The organism is Brucella gallinifaecis, assembly GCF_006476605.1.
Lineage (GTDB): Bacteria > Pseudomonadota > Alphaproteobacteria > Rhizobiales > Rhizobiaceae > Brucella > Brucella gallinifaecis.
The window spans coordinates 337,073-355,287 of record NZ_ML636802.1; the positions used below are offsets into that span (position 1 = coordinate 337,073).

Consider the following 18,215-nt stretch of genomic DNA (forward strand, 5'->3'; position numbering starts at 1 on the left):
GGTTTTAACCGGCCTTTTTCGTATCTAGAGACTATTGATCCAGCGAACCAGTCTTGATGCCGCTTCATCAATCTGTTGCGGATCGCGGCAGAAGCAAAGCCGGAAATAACCCTCGCCACCCACACCAAAGGCGCTGCCCGGAGCCAGCCCTACATTGGCATGATCAACCATGTCGATTGCCGCCTTCACCGAATCGCTGACACCCTCAACACCGAAAAACAGATAAAACGCCCCCTGCGGCGGGGTCAGGTGAACCTTGCCGGTTTCCTGCAAGTTTGCGCAGAGGCGATCCCGGGTTGAACGGGCACGTTCAACCTGCATCGCAATAAAATCATCACCATGATCAAGGGCTGCAACCGCGCCGCGCTGCATGAATTGCGCCACGCCGGAATTGGAATATTGGATCATATTCTCAATAACAGGGCCGATGGATGGATGCACATTCATCCAGCCCACGCGCCAGCCGGTCATTGCCCAGTTTTTCGAGAAGGAATTGACGAAAATAATGCGGTCATCCGGCTCCATAATATCCATCAAGGACGGCGCACGCCCGCCACCATAATAGAAATGGGTGTAAATTTCGTCGGCAATAATCCAGATGCCCTTTTCGCGTGCCAGATTGAGAATGAAGCGCAGCGTCTCAATATCAGCGGTCCAGCCGGTCGGGTTGGATGGCGTATTGATAAAGATCGCACGGGTACGCGGCGTGATTGCGCTGGCTATTCTATCAGGATCAAGCACCCAGCCATTGGCACCAAATTCAAGTTCAACAGGCACCGGAACCGCACCTGCAAGCCCGGCTGCGCCAACAAAATTCGGCCATGCCGGTGAAAGATAAATTGCTTCTTCACCTGCTCCTGTGGTGGCAGTCAGCGCCATTTCAATGGCGTGCATACCAGAGCCGGTCACGTAAAAATTTTCCGGCTTGAACGGTTGTGGAAAATGACGCGCATGATAGCGCACCAGCGCTTCACGCAATTCAGGAATACCGGCCTGCCAGGTATAGAAGGTTTCACCATTTTCTATGGCTGACTTCGCAGCATCGCGGATAAAATCAGGGGTTGGCAGATCCCCCTCGCCAACCCATAGCGGAATAATTCCCGGTTTGCCGCGACCATGATTGGCAACGGTAATAATACCACTATCCGGTGCACTGGCTGCTTCACGGCGAAGATCAGTAAAAAGCGTCATCTGTTCCCACATATTGCCTGTTTTGGTGCGCCATATCTAGCAAGACACAGTCATGAAATCATGCGGTATTTTTTGATGTTTCGATCAGCCGGCATGATGGATCAAACAAAAACGGAGCCTGTTATGGCTCCGCTTCCGAGTGATTATTGCAAAACAATCAGGCTTTGCTCTGCTTTGCAAGAAGATCGCGAATTTCTTCCAGAAGCACTTCTTCGCGTGGCAGTTCTGCAGCAGCTTCCGGCTTTGCTTCTTCCTTCTTCTTGAGTCTGTTCATGCCTTTGACAACAAGGAACAAAACCCATGCGATGATCAGGAAGTTGATAAGCAAGGTAACGAAATTACCATAAGCAATGGTCGCACCGGCATCACGAGCCGCGGCCAGCGTTGTTTGCGGATTGCCGGCAAGCTGAATGAACATATTGGAGAAATCGATACCACCTGTGATCAAACCAATGATCGGCATGATGATGTCATTGACAATCGAATTAACAAGGCTGCCAAATGCCCCACCGATGATCACACCGATAGCCAGATCGACCATATTGCCCTTGAGAGCAAATTCTTTGAATTCTTTTAACATTACATATCCCTCTCGAACACGAACTTAAACCGGGCCGTCCTTGCTACGGATAAGCTTCGCCAGATAAATCACCACCATAGACATTCAAGATCAAGAATGTTCTTAAATATCAGATCACTTGATTGTAGGCGAAAATGTTCAAAGAAAAAGTGAATATTCAAAATCCACTTTTTCTCTCAAATCAAACGGCAAAACGCCTTGTTGCCTCGATCAGCTCATGGGTGATGCCCGGTTCTGTCACCAGATGCCCACTGTCTTCAACGATTCTGAGATCAGCTTCCGGCCACATCTTCTTGAGCTGCCAGGCATTGATGAAAGGCGTGCACATATCATAGCGGCCATGGATAATCACGCCGGGTATATGCCTTATATGTTCGACATTGCGCAAAAGCTGGTCATCGCTTTCAAGAAAGCCGCGGTTCTGGAAATAATGACACTCGATACGCGCAAAAGCGACAGCATAAAGATCCTCACCAAATGCGTCGACACGGGCCGGATCCGGCTGAATTGACAATACCGAACCTTCCCAGCGTGCCCAGCGGCGAGCCGCTTCAAGCTGCACCTGTGGATCACGGTCGGTCAGGCGCTTGTAATAAGCGGCAATCATGTCCCCACGTTCATTTTCAGGAATATATTCCTGATATGCTTCAAAGTGGTCCGGGAAGATGATGCTGGCGCCATTGGAATACATCCATTCGACTTCAAACCGGCGTATCATGAAAATACCCCGCAGGATGATTTCCAGAACACGATCAGGATGCGTTTGTGCATAGGCCAGACCCAGCGTCGAGCCCCATGAGCCGCCAAAGACCTGCCATTTATCAATACCGAGATGCGCACGGATATGCTCCATATCGGCGACAAGATCCCATGTCGTGTTCTCGCGCAGTTCGGCATGCGGGGTTGAACGTCCACAGCCGCGCTGATCAAACAGGATGATGCGATATTTTTTCGGGTCATGCAGGCGACGCATGGATGGGGTAATACCGCCACCCGGTCCACCATGGATCATGATCACAGGCTTGCCATCGGGATTGCCGCATTGTTCGACATGAATGCGATGCAAAGGCGAGACTTGCAGCATCTCTTGTTTAAATGGCTCAATTTCCGGATAAAGCGTATTGCGTGTCATAAAATGCCTTCTCATTCCCGTCAGCGGCTCTCAGTCTCATGCGAAATTAGCGGAAAATGCGGCCAAAAGGCGGAAATGCGACATATGTACCAACAATATAATGTTAATTTTGGTTGCCCGTCCTGAAAATCAGCATAAAACAAAAGTGCTGCATGTGTAATGCGGCGGTTTGGGGAGGACCTTCAGAATGGCATGCGAAGCTTATGCAATTTATCATCGCTGACGACCATCCACTTTTCAGGGGGGCATTGCGACAGGTTCTGTCCAATTTGCCTGAAGAAACCGAAATTATCGAGGTCGGCGATTTCGATGCTGTGAAACAACACGCCGCTGAGCGCGACGATATTGATTTGCTGTTGCTGGACCTGACCATGCCCGGTGGCACCGGGCTTTCGGGGCTCGTCACGCTCAAAGCGCTTCAACCCGCATTGCCGGTCATCATTGTGTCTGCCACCGATGATGCGGCAACCATCCGTCATGCGATCGAGCTTGGTGCATCGGGTTTCATCTCCAAATCAGCCAGTATGGAAGCCATTGGCGAGGCCATTCATGCGGTTCTTGCCGGCGATATCTGGACCCCGTCCGACATTGACCTTGATCAGGCGCATGATCCCGAAACAGAAGCGCTGATTGCCAGAATCAGAACGCTCACGCCGCAGCAATCGCGCGTCTTGACCATGCTTGCGGCAGGGCTTCTCAACAAGCAGATTGCCTATGAGCTCAATGTTTCAGAAGCAACGGTAAAGGCGCATGTTTCTGCCGTTTTACAGAAACTGGGCGTCGATAGCCGTACACAGGCCGTCATCCTTCTCTCGCGCATCGGCAGTGAAACGCTCACCTCAGAAGCAAGTTGAATATATCTCATCGATATTTGGTATCGGCCGCCGCACTCTGATGCAGTACATTTGATAAAAGCGAGCGCAGTGCTGCCGGGCGCAATGGCTTGTTCAACAGGGTGACATTCTCGTCATCGGCACGTTTGCGCACTTCCTTGGAGCGATCAGCCGTCAGCAGGATCGCCGGAATTTCCTCTCCGAAGCTTTCGCGTGCAAAACCAATCAGATCCAGCCCGTTTTCATTATCAAGATGGTAGTCGGCCACGATAATATCCGGCGCCACTTCCCGCTCCACGCAGAACAGTTTCAGGCCCGAGCCTCCACGCAATGTGGTCACATTGCAACCCCAGCCGTTCAGCAGGGTTTCCATACCCGCCAATATATTGGCATCATTATCAATGCACAGCACGTCAAGTCCTGTCAGGCTGGATGCACGCCTGATACCCCTGCGGCTGGCAACGCTTTCAACAGGCACCGCTTCATCGCAAACCGGAATGCGCAATGAAAATACACTGCCCTTACCCGGCACAGATGAAATGCTCAGCGGCAATTCGAGCATCCGAGCGATCCGGTCAACAATCGAAAGGCCAAGTCCAAGACCTTCTGCTTCGCGCATCCCTTCATCAAGGCGCGTGAACTCGCGGAACACCAGCTTGAGTTTTTGATTCGCAATCCCGATGCCGCTGTCGAGAACCTGCAATTCGATATAATCACCACGGCGGCGAACACCAAACAGGACACCACCCTTCCGGCTATATTTGATCCCATTGGAAACGAGATTCTGGATCAGCCGACGCAGCATGTTGCGGTCAGTCCTGACCACGACACTTGACGGCACCACGCGCAGTTTCAGCCCCTTTTTGCGGGCCATGGGTGTAAAATCGGTGGCAATCTGGCTCAACAGCTTGTCGAGACGAAAAACCGAGACATCCGGTTTCAACGCGCCCGTATCCAGTCGCGATATGTCGAGAACCATACCCAGAATGGCTTCCACCGATTCAAGCGAACTGTCAATATTGCGGGCAAGCTGGCTCGTTTCTGCGCGGCCAAGCTTTTCGGCAAGGGCGGTGCTGTAAAGCCGCGCCGCATTGAGCGGTTGCAGAATATCATGACCAGCCGCCGCCAGAAAGCGCGTCTTGCCGAGATTGGCTTCTTCGGCGACGCTTTGCGCTTTGGCAAGTTTCTGGTTCACAAGGGTGAGCTCTGCCGTACGGTCGGCGACACGCTGTTCGAGCATTTCTGCCGCCCGCTGGCGGCTGATATCCGCCTCAACTTCGGCAGTAATATCAGTATAGGTCGCCACCAGTCCGCCGTCCGGCATCGGGTTGGAATTGATTTCCAGCACCTTGCCCGTCGATTTCAAGGTCAGACGCCACGGCTTGCGCAATGTTGCAATCGAGATGATGGCCGCATTCTGCGCATGAGGGGCAAGATCGCCACTATGCGCCAGATACTCGACAATCTCAGACACAGGAATGCCCACCTGCATCACTTCATCGGGCAGATCAAACAGGCTGCGAAACTGACGATTCCAGCAGGTCAGCCGCAAATCCTTGTCGAGCACTGTAATCCCCTGATCCATCTGATCGAGGGCAATCTGCAACAGATCGCGGTTTTGTTGCAGGGCAACGGACGCATCATCGAGCAATTGTCGTGCATCACGGGCCGATGCATCATTGCGCTTGAGCAGCAAGGATAAAACCAGTCGTGCCGACGAGGAGCCGACTGCTGTGCCTAGCAATTGCTCGGCATAGCGGATCAGCGGTGTATCGACCGTCATGCCCAGATCGAGCCTGCGCTGCTCGCGTGCTTCAAAACGCAGAAACGCGCGTTCGACACGTTCGGCACCCAGATAACGGGCCATGGTTGCCTTGAGTTCAGCAACCGTTACCGTGGTGCGAAAGCGCTTAAGCGTAGGTGTGCCGATAAAATAACGCGGCAGGAAAATACTGGCCTGAATCCTTTCAAGCGCTGTTGATGCACGAGACAGAGAGCCAAGAATATAAAACAGCGTATTGGCGGCAAGGCTCCAGACCACGCCATTGGTCAGCGGCAGCATGTCGGAACCAAACAAAGCCTCTGGCCGCAATGCAGTAAAACCTAAAAAACCATCCCGCAAAATGGCAGCATTTTCAGGCGCAACTGTTGGCAATAACAGCGTATAGGCCCAGATCAGAAAGCCAGCAGACAAGCCCAGTATCGCGCCGCGCCCATTGGCATTGCGCCAGCACAGCCCACCGATAAAAGACGGAACAAATTGGGCAATGGCAGCAAAGGAAATCAGACCGATGGAGGCAAGGTGAATATTGTTCGACGCCATGCGGTAATAGACAAAGGCCAGCGCCAGAATGCCAATGATCGTCAGCCGCCGGGTGTTTAAAATGATCTTTGTCAGATCACGCTGTTCGGTCGGGTGACGCACGGCAAGTCTGCGAATGATCAATGGCAGAACAAGATGATTGGAGATCATGATCGAAAGCGCCACACAGGCAACAATCACCATGGCTGTTGCCGCAGACAAGCCACCAAGAAATGCAATCAGTGCCAGCCAATGCGCACCGGCTGATAGCGGCAGCGCCAGCACATAAAGATCGCCGCTCACCGTATTGCCCAGTGTCATCACGCCGATCAGTGCAATGGGAAACACGAAAATATTGATCAATATCAGATAGAGCGGAAACAGCCACGAAGCCGTGCGCAATTCCTTTTCGCTGCGGCTTTCCACGACCGTCACATGAAACTGTCGCGGCAGCATGATGATTGCGGCCGCACTCAACATCGTATGCACAATCCATGTGCCTATGGAGGTTTCGTAGTGAAATGCTTCCAGCGCCGCGTGCGATTGCGAAATTTTTTCAATCAGCTCACCGGGCGATCCAAACATGAAAAAAGTGCAGGCCAGACCAACCGCAAGGAATGCGCAAAGCTTGATGACCGATTCGAGCGCCACGGCCAGAATAAGCCCGTCCTGATGCTCGGTTGCATCTGTATGGCGTGTGCCGAACAGGATTGCAAAGACCGCCAGAACAGCAGCCACAAGCAGCGAAATATCGCCAAACACAAAGACAGATGGATCAAAGGCTGCACCATAATGCTCCATCACCAGCCCTACGCTGCCGGAGACGGCTTTCAGTTGCAGCGCGATATAAGGAATGGAACCAACCGCCGCGATACAGGTGGCAAGGGACGCCACGCCAAAGCTTTTGCCATAGCGTGCAGCCAGAAAATCAGCGATGGAAGTGATATGCTCAGCCTTGGCAAGCCGCACAATATGGCGCAGCAGGCGGTTTCCCAGCGTAAACACCAGAATAGGGCCGATATAGATGCCTAAAAATTCAAGCCCGCGCTGGGCCGACAGGCCAACAGAGCCGAAAAAAGTCCATGACGTGCAGTAAACCGCAAGGCTGAGCGCATAGATATAGGGGCGTGGAGCGCTGCTCCAGAGGGCCGCACGTCTGTCGCCGATGCTTGCCACGGCAAACAGCAACAAAAGATACAAAAATGCGACGCCTATAATTCCCCAGCCCTGCATCGCCGGACTTCCCTCCCCCTGCTATTGCGCTTCAGGGAGGCAAGCATTTTCATGTCACTGACGCAAGCACTACTAAATAACCATGGGACTATTGTTGCAGCTTCTCCGCAGGCTTTTCCGGCTCACTGTCAAAGCTTTTTGCGATATCCATGAAACGACGCATGAAGCGCTCCATATAGCCAAGAGATTGTTCAAACTCTGCTTCCGAAGGCAGTTTGGAGGATGCGGCGGCAGCTTCAACCGCCACACATTTATCTTCAAGCTTCTTCACACGATCCTGCAAATCGGAAATGTCATTCTCGTAAGCCTCGCGGTCTTCAGTCGCCATTTTGCAGATGAGCTGACCCTGTTGCTCATTACAGACCGAAAGTGCGCCTGTCCGCGTATCAAAGCGGACATAGCCATTTTCAGTACCTTCAAGACGATAGCGCCCGTTTTCCTCTGCAAAAGCATTGCTTGCAACAAAGCTTAACCCAAGCATAGAAACAATCGCAATTGCACTCATTCTGCCAGCCATAACCGACCTCCTGTAAAGTTCACTCTGTATCATATGGGAGCTATGCAAGAAAAACGAACAAGCCATGCTTTGATTTTCAAATAAATTCAGGTTAGAGAGCGCCCATGATCAAAACGACCATCTACAAGATCGCCCCGCGCGATCTCTGGGCGCAGGCGGAAGAAGCTGGCAATTTTACCGGGGCACCGGTTGATATTGCCGATGGCTATATCCATTTCTCCACCCGTGAACAGCTGCGCGAAACAGCCGCCAAACATTTTGCCGGGCAAACGGATCTGCTGCTGATAAGCGTGGATGCGGATGCTTTGGGCGATGCGCTGAAATATGAAGTCTCACGCGGCGGCGCATTGTTTCCGCATCTTTATAGCGCTCTGCCCTTATCGGCAGTGATAAAAGTCGAGCCATTGCCGCTTGACAAAAATGGTCTGCATATCTTCCCGGAGCTTGAGGGCAAATGAGCGGAATTTTTGAACTTTTTGGACGCCGTGCATTATTTACGCTCGACGCCGAGCAAGCGCATGCTCTGTCCATTACGGGGCTGAAAACAGGTATTGTCACCTGTAACCGCCCACATGACCCGGCTCTTTCAGTCAAGATTGCGGGTTTGCAATTCCCCAATCCGGTCGGCATGGCCGCAGGTTTTGACAAAAATGCCGAAGTGCCGGATGCACTTTTGAAAATCGGTTTTGGTTTTACAGAAGTCGGCACCATCACACCGCGCCCGCAAAGTGGAAATCCGCGTCCGCGTGTTTTTCGTCTGCCCGATGATCATGCGGTCATCAACCGTCTTGGCTTCAACAATGAAGGCCATGATGCAGCATATAAGCGCCTGTCACAGCGTGCCGGTAAAAGCGGTATTATCGGTGTGAATATCGGCGCCAACAAGGATGCTGAAGACCGCATCGCCGATTATGTTGCCGGCATTCGCAAATTCTATCAACTGGCACGCTATTTCACGGTCAATATTTCGTCGCCCAACACACCGGGCTTGCGCAATCTGCAATCGCGCGATGCGCTGCGCGAGCTTCTTTCGCGCGTGCTTGCAGCCCGTGACGAAGAAGGCAAGATGTGTACGCTCAAACGTCCGGTTTTCCTGAAAATTGCGCCCGATCTGAGCAATGAAGAACTTGATGATATTGCAGCGGAAGCGCTTGCGCTAAAGCTTGACGGCATTATAGTTTCCAACACCACACTGTCGCGCAATGGGCTGAAAAATGCTGACAACCGCGACGAGACAGGTGGGCTTTCAGGTGTACCGCTGTTTGAACGTTCGACAATTATTCTCGCACGCATGCGTGAGCGTGTCGGTCAGGACATGCCGCTGATTGGTGTCGGCGGTATCGATAGTGCCGAAACCGCTTTGACCAAGATCAAGGCCGGGGCTGATCTCATCCAGCTTTATACCGGCATGATCTATCGCGGACCCGGCCTTGCATCCGACATCGTGCGTGGCCTTTCAAAAGCTGTGAAGACCGCTGGCGTGGCCAGCATTGCTGATCTGCGTGATCGCGACACCAAGGAATGGGCAGCACGGCGTCTGCCTGACTAAACTTCTCTTGAGCATGATCTTATACCGAAAACCGGTTCCCACTTTTCGGGATCATGCTTTGAAAAATTCAGTTCTGTATCTGCGCGGCAGCAGCGCCAGAAGCGTGATGCCGCGGATCGATAAAAACAGATTGATTGCCAGCCAAAGCCCGTGATTTCCCATTGTGGGCTTTAGCGCATAAAGAACCGCCAAAAAGAAAAGCAGTGACAGGAACATCATATTGCGCATGTCACGCGACCAGGTTGCGCCAATATAGACCCCATCCATATGGAAGGCGAGCAGACCGGTCAGCCCTGTCAGTGCGGCCCATGGCAAATATCTGATCGCCTGATCACGCACATCTTCGGCCTTTGACAAAAGACCGATGATCGCATCACCAAAAACAAGCAGAATCAGCGCAATCGCGGCTGACATGACCAGCCCCCAGAGGAAGGTAAGCTTCGCACCGCGCACGAAAGCCGGGCTGTAGCGTGCACCAACCGAGCGACCGATGATCTGTTCAACTGCGGCCGCCATTCCATCAAGAAAAAAGCCGCAAATGAGGAAGAAATTCATCAAAACAGCATTGGCCGCAAGTGTTACCGGTCCCAGCTCGGCCCCGGCACGGGTGAAATAGGCAAAGGCAGTCAAAAGCAGGATTGAGCGGATCATGATATCGCGATTGAGCGCAATCATCCGCACAATGCCTGCCTTTTGCAAAATCTGCTTTACGTCAGGGTGGCGTCCGGTCTGTTTATGAAAATGCCGCATGACAAGGAAAAGACCGATAATGGCGGCCACTGTTTCGCCAGTCACCGTTGCCCATGCAACACCGGCCACACCCCAGCCCAGTTCCAGCCCCAGCACGATGCACAACACAATATTAATGCCATTGATCAACACCTGAAGGCTGAGACCTAAAATGCCCTGCCCGCGCCCAAGCAACAGACCCAGCACCGAATAATTGATCAAGGCCACGGGAGCCGAAAGCATACGGATCGACACATAAGTGACCATTGCTGCCTGGGTCGCCGGGGTCGGATGGATAAAGTCCGATGCAATTTTCAAAACCAGCGGCAGGCTCAAAATCATCAGAAGACCGGCAGCAATGGCAATGACAATTGCCCGCCAGAAAATGGCCTGTTCTTCGGCCTTGTCATCCGCGCCCATCGCCTGCGCGACAAGGCCGGTGGTGCCTGAACGCAGAAAACTGAACATGGTCAGCAAAAAATCAAACACCAGTGCACCAATGGCAAGACCGCCAATCAGCTCCGCCTGCCCCATCTGACCAACCACGCCCATATCCACCAGCCCCAGCAAAGGCGTGGTAACGGATGCGAGCGTCATCGGCACGGCGATCATCATCACCATGCGGTTGGTCACTTCAAATGGTCTGGAAACAATGCTCTTATCGTGCAGCATGTGATCCATAACTTTCCCGATATTCAAACAAGATAAAGGAAAGCTCTATGCTGGAATCATTTCAAACAACAGAAAATTCGGCCACCCTATTGTCGCAGGTCTGACAGCATTGTGTCTGGAGAATAATCGATAGATTACACAGTTGGTATGCGTGCAATTACCTTGATCTCGAAGTCAAAACCGGCAAGCCAGTTTACACCGACCGCGGTCCAGTTTGGGTAAGGCTGTTCGGGAAACATACGCGCCTTGACCTCCATGATTTGCGCAAACTGGTTTTCAGGGTCGGTATGGAATGTGGTCACATCAACAATGTCGTCAAAATTGCAGCCTGCCGCCGCCAAAACATTTCGCAGATTATCAAATGCCCGCTCAAGCTGAGCCTTGAATTCAGGCTCGGGAGAGCCGTCTTCACGACTGCCGACCTGACCAGAGACGAAAAGAAGATCGCCGGAGCGAATAGCAGCAGAATAACCATTTTGTTGATAGAGGTCCTGACGACCATCAGGAAATATTGCAGTGCGGGTCATAAAACATCCTTTCGCCGTGCAGCTTTTATCTGGCTGACAAGTTTGATATACGTGACGTATGTATATTTCACATACGCTACGTATGTCAATGCCGGAGATTTGCATGCCGCCAAAACCTCGCGCCGAAACCATGCTGGAAAACCGCAAGCTGCTGCTGGCGGCAGCAAGGAAAGCATTTGCCGATAAAGGGTTTGCGGCTGCATCCATGGATGATCTGACTGCCGAAGCGGGGCTTACGCGCGGTGCGCTTTATCACAGCTTTGGTGACAAAAAAGGACTGCTGGCTGCCGTCGTTGCCCAGATTGATGGGGAAATGGCGGCTCGCGCCAAGGAAGCAGCATCCGTTAAAAACGACCCGTGGGATGCGCTGATGACGGAAGCCGTCACCTATATAAAAATGGCACTCGAACCAGAAGTTCAGCGGATTGTCCTGCTCGACGGTCCGGCTTTTCTTGGCGACCCTTCGCAATGGCCGAGCCAGAATGCCTGTCTTGATGTCACACGCAAAACGGTTGGGGTGCTGATTGCCGAGGGCGTTCTGAAACCCGTTGATGTGGATGCCGCCGCACGTCTTTTAAGTGGTGCTGCACTCAATGCAGCACTTTGGGTTGCAGCAAGTGACAGCCCGGCATCTGCTCTCAAGAAAGCTGTCGATGTGTTTGAGCATCTGGCTTCCGGGCTTCTCGCTGAAAAAAGGATTTAAAGCCCAAGCATCATTGCCCAATAGAGACGGCGCGGATTGTTCTCAGGCGTGGCCCATGCCAGCCCGTAATGATGAAAGGTTGGATCAAGCATGTTTTTGCGATGCCCCGGCGATTTCATCCAGGCATCAAAAACAGCCTTCGTGTCAGGCTGCCCGACAGCAACATTTTCCGCAGCAGGACCACGAATGCCGGCCTGTTTAAGCCGCGAGACAAAACCATTGCCCCAGCCGACCGAGTGGCCGATCTTGCCATAGCTTGCCATGCGCCGTGCCTGATAAAGCGCTGCCTGTTCAAGCTTGCTATCAGTTGCCATCAAAGGAAGGCCATTTGCCTTGCGGATCTGGTTAAACAATGCCGTTGTATCCACATCTCCAGAAGCAGCCTGGGCAAAGACCTTCGGCAAAACAGCATAGGTGAGAGCACCACCGGCGAGGATCATAAAACCACGCCGGGACAGAGTGAAACCATTAGTCTGCTGCATTTGTCGTGATCCCGAAGTGCTTTCTCAGTTACGCATTATCCTACGCAAAACCGCTTCGCACTTTTACTGGAAATGCTCTTACTTGCGATAGCTGAGGATTCGGAGCAAAATAAAGACTGGAATAACCACGGCAGCGCCGAGGATCAGATAATCAGCAAAACCTGCAATTGCCGAGAAGCCCATATTCCACAGGCGCAGGACAAAATCACGGATGCCATAGAGAATATCATAGGGCGTCCAGTGGAACGCGCTCATTAGCACGCCAACCACCAGCGAGATCAGCACAAGCTTGATCAGTACGCGCGCTGGCGTATCGCCAAGAAAACGGTTTACACCATCAGACATGCAAATCTCCAGTATCAAAACATGCTTTGGAAAATAGGGGGTCGGTGCGGATTTCGCAAGTTATCTGATGCGTTCAATGCTGCTTACGATATTCACGCGGCGGTTTTTGCTTCTGACGAACAAAGGAGCGGTTCATACTGCGCGTATCGGTAAAGCCACTGGCGACAGCCACTTCCAGCAATGAAAGGCCCGTTTCAGACAGTAATTCACGCGCTTTCTTGACCCGCAATTCTTCACGCACCTCAAATGCCGTGCGACCCAAGCCCAAGCGAAAACCGCGTTCCATCTGGCGCACAGAGATGCCAAGCCTGCGAGCCACATCGATCATCGGCACCGGCTCTTCCAGTGTTTCCTCAAAAATGCGGATTGCCTTGCGGATCATTGGCGAACGCACACCGTTGAAACTCAGTGCCGGTTGTTCCGAACGCACCAGCTCATAAGGAATCATCAATATGGAAGCGCTTTTGCGTGCCAGTTCCTCGGAAATCTCGTGCTGGATGATAGACAAAGACAGGGATGCCGCCCCCAGACCGCCTGCACAGGTAAAATGCCGGCCACTGCGATGAAACAGACTGGTCGTATCAGCAAAATAGCCGTCAAAAAGATCGATAAAATCGTCGCGGTGAAACCAGCTGACACAACAATTGCGATCATCAAGCAATTGTGCCTCAGCCAGCAGAAAAGCCGCAGTACAAAGACCGACCACCGTCTTACCGCGCTTGTCGGCACGCTTGATAAGATCGATCAAGGCCTGCTGACGCGGACGATATTGCTTGAGAACACCACCGACAATGGCCACATAATCGCAATCATCAAGTGCACCAATCGGCGCGGTCGGCTCAATCACCATGCCGGAGCTGGATGTCACCGGATCGCCCGAGAGCGTGCAAATCTTCCATGCACATCTGATCTGGCGGCTTTTATCACGATCATCGGCTGCAAGGCGAAACGGATCAAGAAACAGGCTGAGGGCCGTGAGCGTAAAGCCCGGCAATGCAACGATGCCCACAGACAGACGACGCGCTGGCGTGTCTGCCGCAATTTCGCGCATTTCATCTTTCCCGTTTTTCACCAAAGCAATCCTCCACCTGTTCCCTATTTTATAGAGACGGATCCGGGAAGGATGCAATCACCTGAAATGTTTGGAGAGCTTGAGCTGCTGCGCCTGATAGTTGGACCCAAGATCAAGACCATAAAGTGCCTTCGGACGATTCAACATATGCTCATAAACAAGGCGACCGACAATCTGCCCATGTTCAAGAATGAACGGGACTTCATGACTGCGCACTTCCAGAACCGCACGGCTCCCCGTACCACCAGCAAGACTATGGCCGAAGCCCGGATCAAAGAAGCCTGCATAATGCACACGAAACTCACCGACCAGCGGGTCAAAAGGCGTCATTTCAGCCGCATATAGCGGCGGAACATGCACCGCCTCGCGCGAAACAAGGATATAGAACTCATCCGGGTCGAGCACCAGTTCACGCGAACCACGATCATAAATCGGTTCCCAGAAATCGAGAACATCATGTGCTGAACGCTTGTCAACATCGACAACTGCCGTATGGTGCTTGCCGCGATAACCGATCAGCCGGTCTTCGCCGCCCGAAAGATCGACCGAAAGCGCAATACCGCCGCCGGAAATATTCGGCTGCTCTGCTGCGACCAGCGTTTCATTATCATGCAGGAGCGTCAGTTCTGCTTCGCTCAACTGCGCACGACCCTTGCGGAAACGGATCTGCGACAGGCGCGAGCCGGTGCGGGCGACAATCGGGAAAGTGCGTGGGCTGACTTCAAGATAAAGCGGACCATTATAACCGGCTGGCACCTTGTCAAATTCCTGCGCGCCATCGGCAATGACACGGGTGAAAATATCAAGGCGGCCAGTTGAACTTTTCGGATTGGCGGAAGCTGACAATTCCGCTGACAGTGCCAGGCTTTCAAGCAAAGGCACAATATAGACACAGCCGGTTTCCAGCACGGCGCCCTGGCTCAAATCAATCTCGTGGAGTTTCAGGCGTTCCAGCTTGTCGATGACAGGGGTTCCCGGACCCGGCATGAAGGAAGCCCGTACACGATAGGCTTTCGCTCCCAGTCGCAAATCAAGGCTTGCAGGCTGAATCTGGTCAACATCCAGCGATTGTTGAGATTTGAGCAAACCGCTTTCAAAGAGCGCTGCAATATCCGCATCTGCCAGAATTCCTGCGTCCCTCTGCGTCATGCCACTCAACTCCGTGAATTACTTAAAATCGGTCTAAGACCTTTGACTGCTCAAAGCCCCGCTGCCAAGCCCTCAAAGCCCATAGTTTGCGGGTTTTCCGCAAGAAACAAAGCGGATCAGCCCTTCACAGGTCACGCTTTTCATGAAAACTGATCTTTCAAGCATTGACGACCCCGCTCAAGAGGCATAAGGAAAAAGCGTTCCGTGGTGATTTGGCCGGCCGGCTTGCAGCCACGTTAAAGAATTCGCTAAAATAAGGCCGCGGTTCGTAACCGGCCTTTTGCGTGTTCGCAGGGCCGGTTTTTTATTGGCCGCCGAGGCAATCCGCCCCGGCCGACCAGCTTTCGACAGGTTGGATAAAATGACGAATAAGACTACCCGTAAGTTTCGCCCGGCGACCCAGCTCGTTCATGCAGGCTCGTTGCGCTCTGATTTTGCAGAATTTTCAGAAGCTCTGTATATGACGCAGGGTTTTCTTTACCCCACCGCAGAAGCCGCAGAAGCGCGTTTCAAGGGTGAAGATCCGGGTTTCATCTATTCGCGTTATGCCAACCCGACCACCGACATGTTTGAAAAGCGCATGTGCGCCCTTGAAGGTGCGGAAGAAGCCCGTGCTTTCACATCCGGCATGGCGGCGGTTTCTGCTGCAATCCTGTGTCAGGTACAGGCTGGCGACCATGTGATTTCAGCGCGGGCCGTATTCGGTTCATGTCGCTATATCGTGGAGACAATTCTGCCGCGCTATGGCGTGGAAGTTTCGATCATCGATGGCTCTGATATTGAAAACTGGAAAGCCGCTGTTCGCCCGAACACCAAGGTGATGTTTCTGGAAAGCCCGTCAAACCCGACGCTGGAAATCATCGACATTGCAGGTGTGGCGCAAGTTGCCAATGAAGCCGGCGCCAAGCTGATCGTTGACAATGTTTTTGCAACGCCGCTTTTCCAGAAGCCTTTGGAACTGGGTGCACATATCGTCGTTTATTCGACCACCAAACATATTGACGGTCAGGGCCGCTGTCTTGGTGGCATCATCCTCTCTGACAAGGAATGGGTCGAGGAAACATTACAGGCCTATTACCGCCATACCGGGCCGGGTATAAGCCCGTTCAATGCCTGGATCATGCTCAAAGGTCTGGAAACGCTTGGTGTACGTGTGCAGCAGCAGACCCGCTCGGCAGCGGCGATTGCTGATGCGCTTGCAGGTCAGGCGGGTGTGAAGCGCGTGATTTATCCGGGCCGTGCCGACCATCCGCAGGCAGATATCATCGCCCGTCAGATGAGTGGCGGTTCAACCCTGATTGCACTTGAACTCGAAGGCGGCAAGGAAGCAGCCTTCAAGTTTGAAAACGCACTTGAAGTATTCAGCCTTTCCAACAATCTGGGCGACGCAAAAAGCATCATCACGCACCCGGCTACCACCACGCATCAGAGCCTCACTGATGAAGCACGGGCAGAATTGGGCATTTCTGACGGTATGCTGCGCGTTTCCGTTGGACTGGAAGATACCGATGATCTGATTGAAGATGTTCTGGAAGCGTTGAAGGCGACGCGCTGATTTTAACCCTCACAACGCAATTGCCGGGACATCCCGGCAATTGCAGCCACAAATTGTTGACGTTGCCGGCAAGTTTAGCGATAGGTGGGCAGAGGATATGATTTGAAGGCGAGTGCGCATGTACAAAGCGGTAACGCGGGATATTGAGGTAACGGCAGAGCCATTCTATCTCGAAGATCAGTCCGAGCCGGAAGAAAACCGCTATGTCTGGGGCTACCGGATCACCATTGCCAATAATTCATCGCAGAGCGTTCAATTGCGCTCACGCTATTGGCAGATTACCGATGGCAATGGCCGCATTGAAGAAGTGCGCGGTGCGGGTGTTATCGGCGAACAACCCACATTGAACCCCGGTGATTCCTATCAATATTCGTCAGGATGCCCGCTAAGCACCACCTCCGGCGTCATGGTCGGGCGCTATCAGATGCAATCATCTGATGGTAGTGCCTTTGAAGTGGATATTCCGGCTTTCTCGCTCGATATTCCCGAAACAAGACGGACCTTGAATTAGGATCAGGGGCTAATCATAAAAAAGGCGCTCGGCAAGCATTTCCAGCAAAAGTGTGAAGCGGTTTTGCGGAGGAGAATGCGTATTAAATAACCATGCGCCTTTTATAGTTTTTACTTCGCAAACTGCGCAGGATCAAATTCATAAGTCGTTGAGCAAAATTCGCATGTTACCGCAATCTTGCCGTCCTGAACGCTGTCCTGAATTTCTTCTGCCGAGAAATTAGTGAATACGCCTTCGATCTTCTCGCGCGAACATGAGCATTTATCCTCAACGCGGATCGCTTCATAAATGCGCACGCCACGCTCATGGAACAGACGATAAAGCAGACGTTCCGAGCCAACCTGCGGGTCGGTCAGTTCCGAGCTTTCGATTGTGCCAACCAGCGAACGGGCTTCATCCCAGCCATCATCTTCAGGGCCATGAATAGCGGTATTCTCATCGCCATCACCACCCGGAAGATCCGGCATGCGCGAACGAATATCGGATTCCGGCAGGAACTGGATCATCAGGCCGCCGGCACGCCAGCGCTCAACCAGCTTACCATTACCATCACGCTCGACAAGTTTTGCAACGCTGAGCTTGATATCTGTTGCAATCTGCTCCGACTGGCGGAAATAGGTGCGTGCGATCTCTTCCAGCGTCGATCCGTCAAGAGCGACAATGCCCTGATAGCGCTGCATATGCACACCCTGATCGACCGTGAAGGCAAGTGTGCCGCGACCGAGCAGTTCTTCCGGGCGGGTCTTACCTGCATTCTCCGCTTGCGCAACGCGCTCAGCATCAAAGCGTGCATAGGCCCGCACGGAATGCGGGGTGGTAAAATCCACGACCAGCATGTCCACAGGCCCGTCAGACTGCGTCTGGAAAATAAACTTTCCTTCAAACTTCAAAGACGTGCCAAGAAGCGTTGTCAGAACCGTTGCCTCCGCCAGAAGGCGGGCAACTGTTTCCGGGTAATCATGACGCTTCAAGATTGCGTCAATGCTTGCACCCATCTGCACGGCACGGCCGCGCACATCCAGCCCTTCCACCTGAAAAGGCACAACGGCATCATCACCTGCAAAGTCGAAATTATTCATATCGATATGAACGATTTCTGCTTCTTTCTGCTCTGTTCTGATCTTGTCAGACAA

General features: G+C 52.6%; 18 protein-coding genes and 1 riboswitch. Of the genes, 6 read left to right on the forward strand and 12 right to left on the reverse strand.

The features are described 5' to 3' along the window. Nucleotides 1–24: 24 nt before the first annotated feature. The 3 genes from FHY56_RS06255 to pip all read right to left on the reverse strand — a co-directional run bounded on the left by FHY56_RS06255 (nucleotide 25) and on the right by pip (nucleotide 2,903). Nucleotides 25–1,191 (reverse strand): pyridoxal phosphate-dependent aminotransferase, encoded by a 1,167-nt coding sequence (locus FHY56_RS06255; RefSeq protein ID WP_140904302.1) that lies wholly within the window; start codon nucleotides 1,189–1,191, stop codon nucleotides 25–27. A 157-nt stretch (nucleotides 1,192–1,348) separates the two neighbouring features. Next, complete coding sequence (mscL, locus tag FHY56_RS06260) at nucleotides 1,349–1,771, reverse strand: large conductance mechanosensitive channel protein MscL (RefSeq protein WP_140904303.1); 423 nt, start codon at nucleotides 1,769–1,771, stop codon at nucleotides 1,349–1,351. Nucleotides 1,772–1,952: 181 nt separating this feature from the next. Then, a complete protein-coding gene (pip, locus tag FHY56_RS06265; RefSeq protein WP_140904304.1) occupies nucleotides 1,953–2,903 on the reverse strand; it encodes a prolyl aminopeptidase in 951 nt (316 codons plus the stop codon). 203 nt (nucleotides 2,904–3,106) lie between these two features. Here pip and FHY56_RS06270 point away from each other — a divergent pair, with 203 nt between their 5' ends. Continuing rightward, complete coding sequence (locus FHY56_RS06270) at nucleotides 3,107–3,757, forward strand: response regulator transcription factor (RefSeq protein ID WP_140904305.1); 651 nt, start codon at nucleotides 3,107–3,109, stop codon at nucleotides 3,755–3,757. Between the two features lie 7 nt (nucleotides 3,758–3,764). Here the strand turns inward: FHY56_RS06270 and FHY56_RS06275 are convergent, their stop codons facing one another. Together FHY56_RS06275 and FHY56_RS06280 are read right to left on the reverse strand one after the other, a co-directional pair. Beyond that, nucleotides 3,765–7,271 carry a PAS domain-containing hybrid sensor histidine kinase/response regulator gene (locus tag FHY56_RS06275; protein WP_140904306.1) on the reverse strand — a complete coding sequence of 1,169 codons (3,507 nt, stop codon included), beginning with the start codon at nucleotides 7,269–7,271 and terminating at the stop codon, nucleotides 3,765–3,767. A gap of 88 nt (nucleotides 7,272–7,359) precedes the next feature. Beyond that, nucleotides 7,360–7,788 (reverse strand): hypothetical protein, encoded by a 429-nt coding sequence (locus tag FHY56_RS06280; protein ID WP_140904307.1) that lies wholly within the window; start codon nucleotides 7,786–7,788, stop codon nucleotides 7,360–7,362. 104 nt (nucleotides 7,789–7,892) lie between these two features. On the opposite strand from FHY56_RS06280, the gene FHY56_RS06285 reads away from it, so the two are divergent. Beyond that, a complete protein-coding gene (locus tag FHY56_RS06285; protein WP_140904308.1) occupies nucleotides 7,893–8,246 on the forward strand; it encodes a DUF952 domain-containing protein in 354 nt (117 codons plus the stop codon). Then, nucleotides 8,243–9,337 carry a quinone-dependent dihydroorotate dehydrogenase gene (locus FHY56_RS06290; RefSeq protein ID WP_140904309.1) on the forward strand — a complete coding sequence of 365 codons (1,095 nt, stop codon included), beginning with the start codon at nucleotides 8,243–8,245 and terminating at the stop codon, nucleotides 9,335–9,337. The genes FHY56_RS06285 and FHY56_RS06290 overlap by 4 nt, the downstream gene beginning before the upstream one ends. A gap of 51 nt (nucleotides 9,338–9,388) precedes the next feature. Here FHY56_RS06290 and FHY56_RS06295 read toward each other — a convergent pair whose 3' ends face one another. Beyond that, nucleotides 9,389–10,738, reverse strand: coding sequence for an MATE family efflux transporter (locus tag FHY56_RS06295; RefSeq protein WP_140904310.1), 1,350 nt, complete (start codon nucleotides 10,736–10,738; stop codon nucleotides 9,389–9,391). 134 nt (nucleotides 10,739–10,872) lie between these two features. Next, complete coding sequence (locus FHY56_RS06300; protein ID WP_140904311.1) at nucleotides 10,873–11,265, reverse strand: RidA family protein; 393 nt, start codon at nucleotides 11,263–11,265, stop codon at nucleotides 10,873–10,875. A 103-nt stretch (nucleotides 11,266–11,368) separates the two neighbouring features. On the opposite strand from FHY56_RS06300, the gene FHY56_RS06305 reads away from it, so the two are divergent. Then, complete coding sequence (locus tag FHY56_RS06305) at nucleotides 11,369–11,968, forward strand: TetR/AcrR family transcriptional regulator (RefSeq protein ID WP_168927591.1); 600 nt, start codon at nucleotides 11,369–11,371, stop codon at nucleotides 11,966–11,968. On the opposite strand, the gene FHY56_RS06310 is transcribed toward FHY56_RS06305, so the two are convergent. The 4 genes from FHY56_RS06310 to FHY56_RS06325 all read right to left on the reverse strand — a co-directional run bounded on the left by FHY56_RS06310 (nucleotide 11,965) and on the right by FHY56_RS06325 (nucleotide 15,016). Then, nucleotides 11,965–12,450 (reverse strand): CAP domain-containing protein, encoded by a 486-nt coding sequence (locus tag FHY56_RS06310; RefSeq protein ID WP_140904312.1) that lies wholly within the window; start codon nucleotides 12,448–12,450, stop codon nucleotides 11,965–11,967. The genes FHY56_RS06305 and FHY56_RS06310 overlap by 4 nt on opposite strands. A 78-nt stretch (nucleotides 12,451–12,528) precedes the next feature. Further along, nucleotides 12,529–12,795, reverse strand: a complete 267-nt coding sequence (locus FHY56_RS06315; protein ID WP_140904313.1) for a DUF6460 domain-containing protein — start codon at nucleotides 12,793–12,795, stop codon at nucleotides 12,529–12,531. 73 nt (nucleotides 12,796–12,868) lie between these two features. Further along, nucleotides 12,869–13,846, reverse strand: a complete 978-nt coding sequence (locus FHY56_RS06320) for a GlxA family transcriptional regulator (protein ID WP_140904384.1) — start codon at nucleotides 13,844–13,846, stop codon at nucleotides 12,869–12,871. A 78-nt stretch (nucleotides 13,847–13,924) separates the two neighbouring features. Beyond that, nucleotides 13,925–15,016, reverse strand: coding sequence for a 2'-deoxycytidine 5'-triphosphate deaminase (locus FHY56_RS06325; protein WP_140904314.1), 1,092 nt, complete (start codon nucleotides 15,014–15,016; stop codon nucleotides 13,925–13,927). A 194-nt stretch (nucleotides 15,017–15,210) separates the two neighbouring features. After that, a riboswitch (SAM riboswitch) is annotated at nucleotides 15,211–15,291 on the forward strand. A gap of 86 nt (nucleotides 15,292–15,377) precedes the next feature. On the opposite strand from FHY56_RS06325, the gene FHY56_RS06330 reads away from it, so the two are divergent. Continuing rightward, a complete protein-coding gene (locus FHY56_RS06330) occupies nucleotides 15,378–16,571 on the forward strand; it encodes an O-succinylhomoserine sulfhydrylase (protein ID WP_140904315.1) in 1,194 nt (397 codons plus the stop codon). Nucleotides 16,572–16,689: 118 nt separating this feature from the next. Then, nucleotides 16,690–17,082: a Co2+/Mg2+ efflux protein ApaG gene (gene apaG, locus FHY56_RS06335; protein WP_140904316.1), complete on the forward strand. Its 393-nt coding sequence runs from the start codon at nucleotides 16,690–16,692 to the stop codon at nucleotides 17,080–17,082. Between the two features lie 110 nt (nucleotides 17,083–17,192). On the opposite strand, the gene FHY56_RS06340 is transcribed toward apaG, so the two are convergent. Next, nucleotides 17,193–18,215: an Hsp33 family molecular chaperone gene (locus tag FHY56_RS06340; protein ID WP_376889689.1), complete on the reverse strand. Its 1,023-nt coding sequence runs from the start codon at nucleotides 18,213–18,215 to the stop codon at nucleotides 17,193–17,195.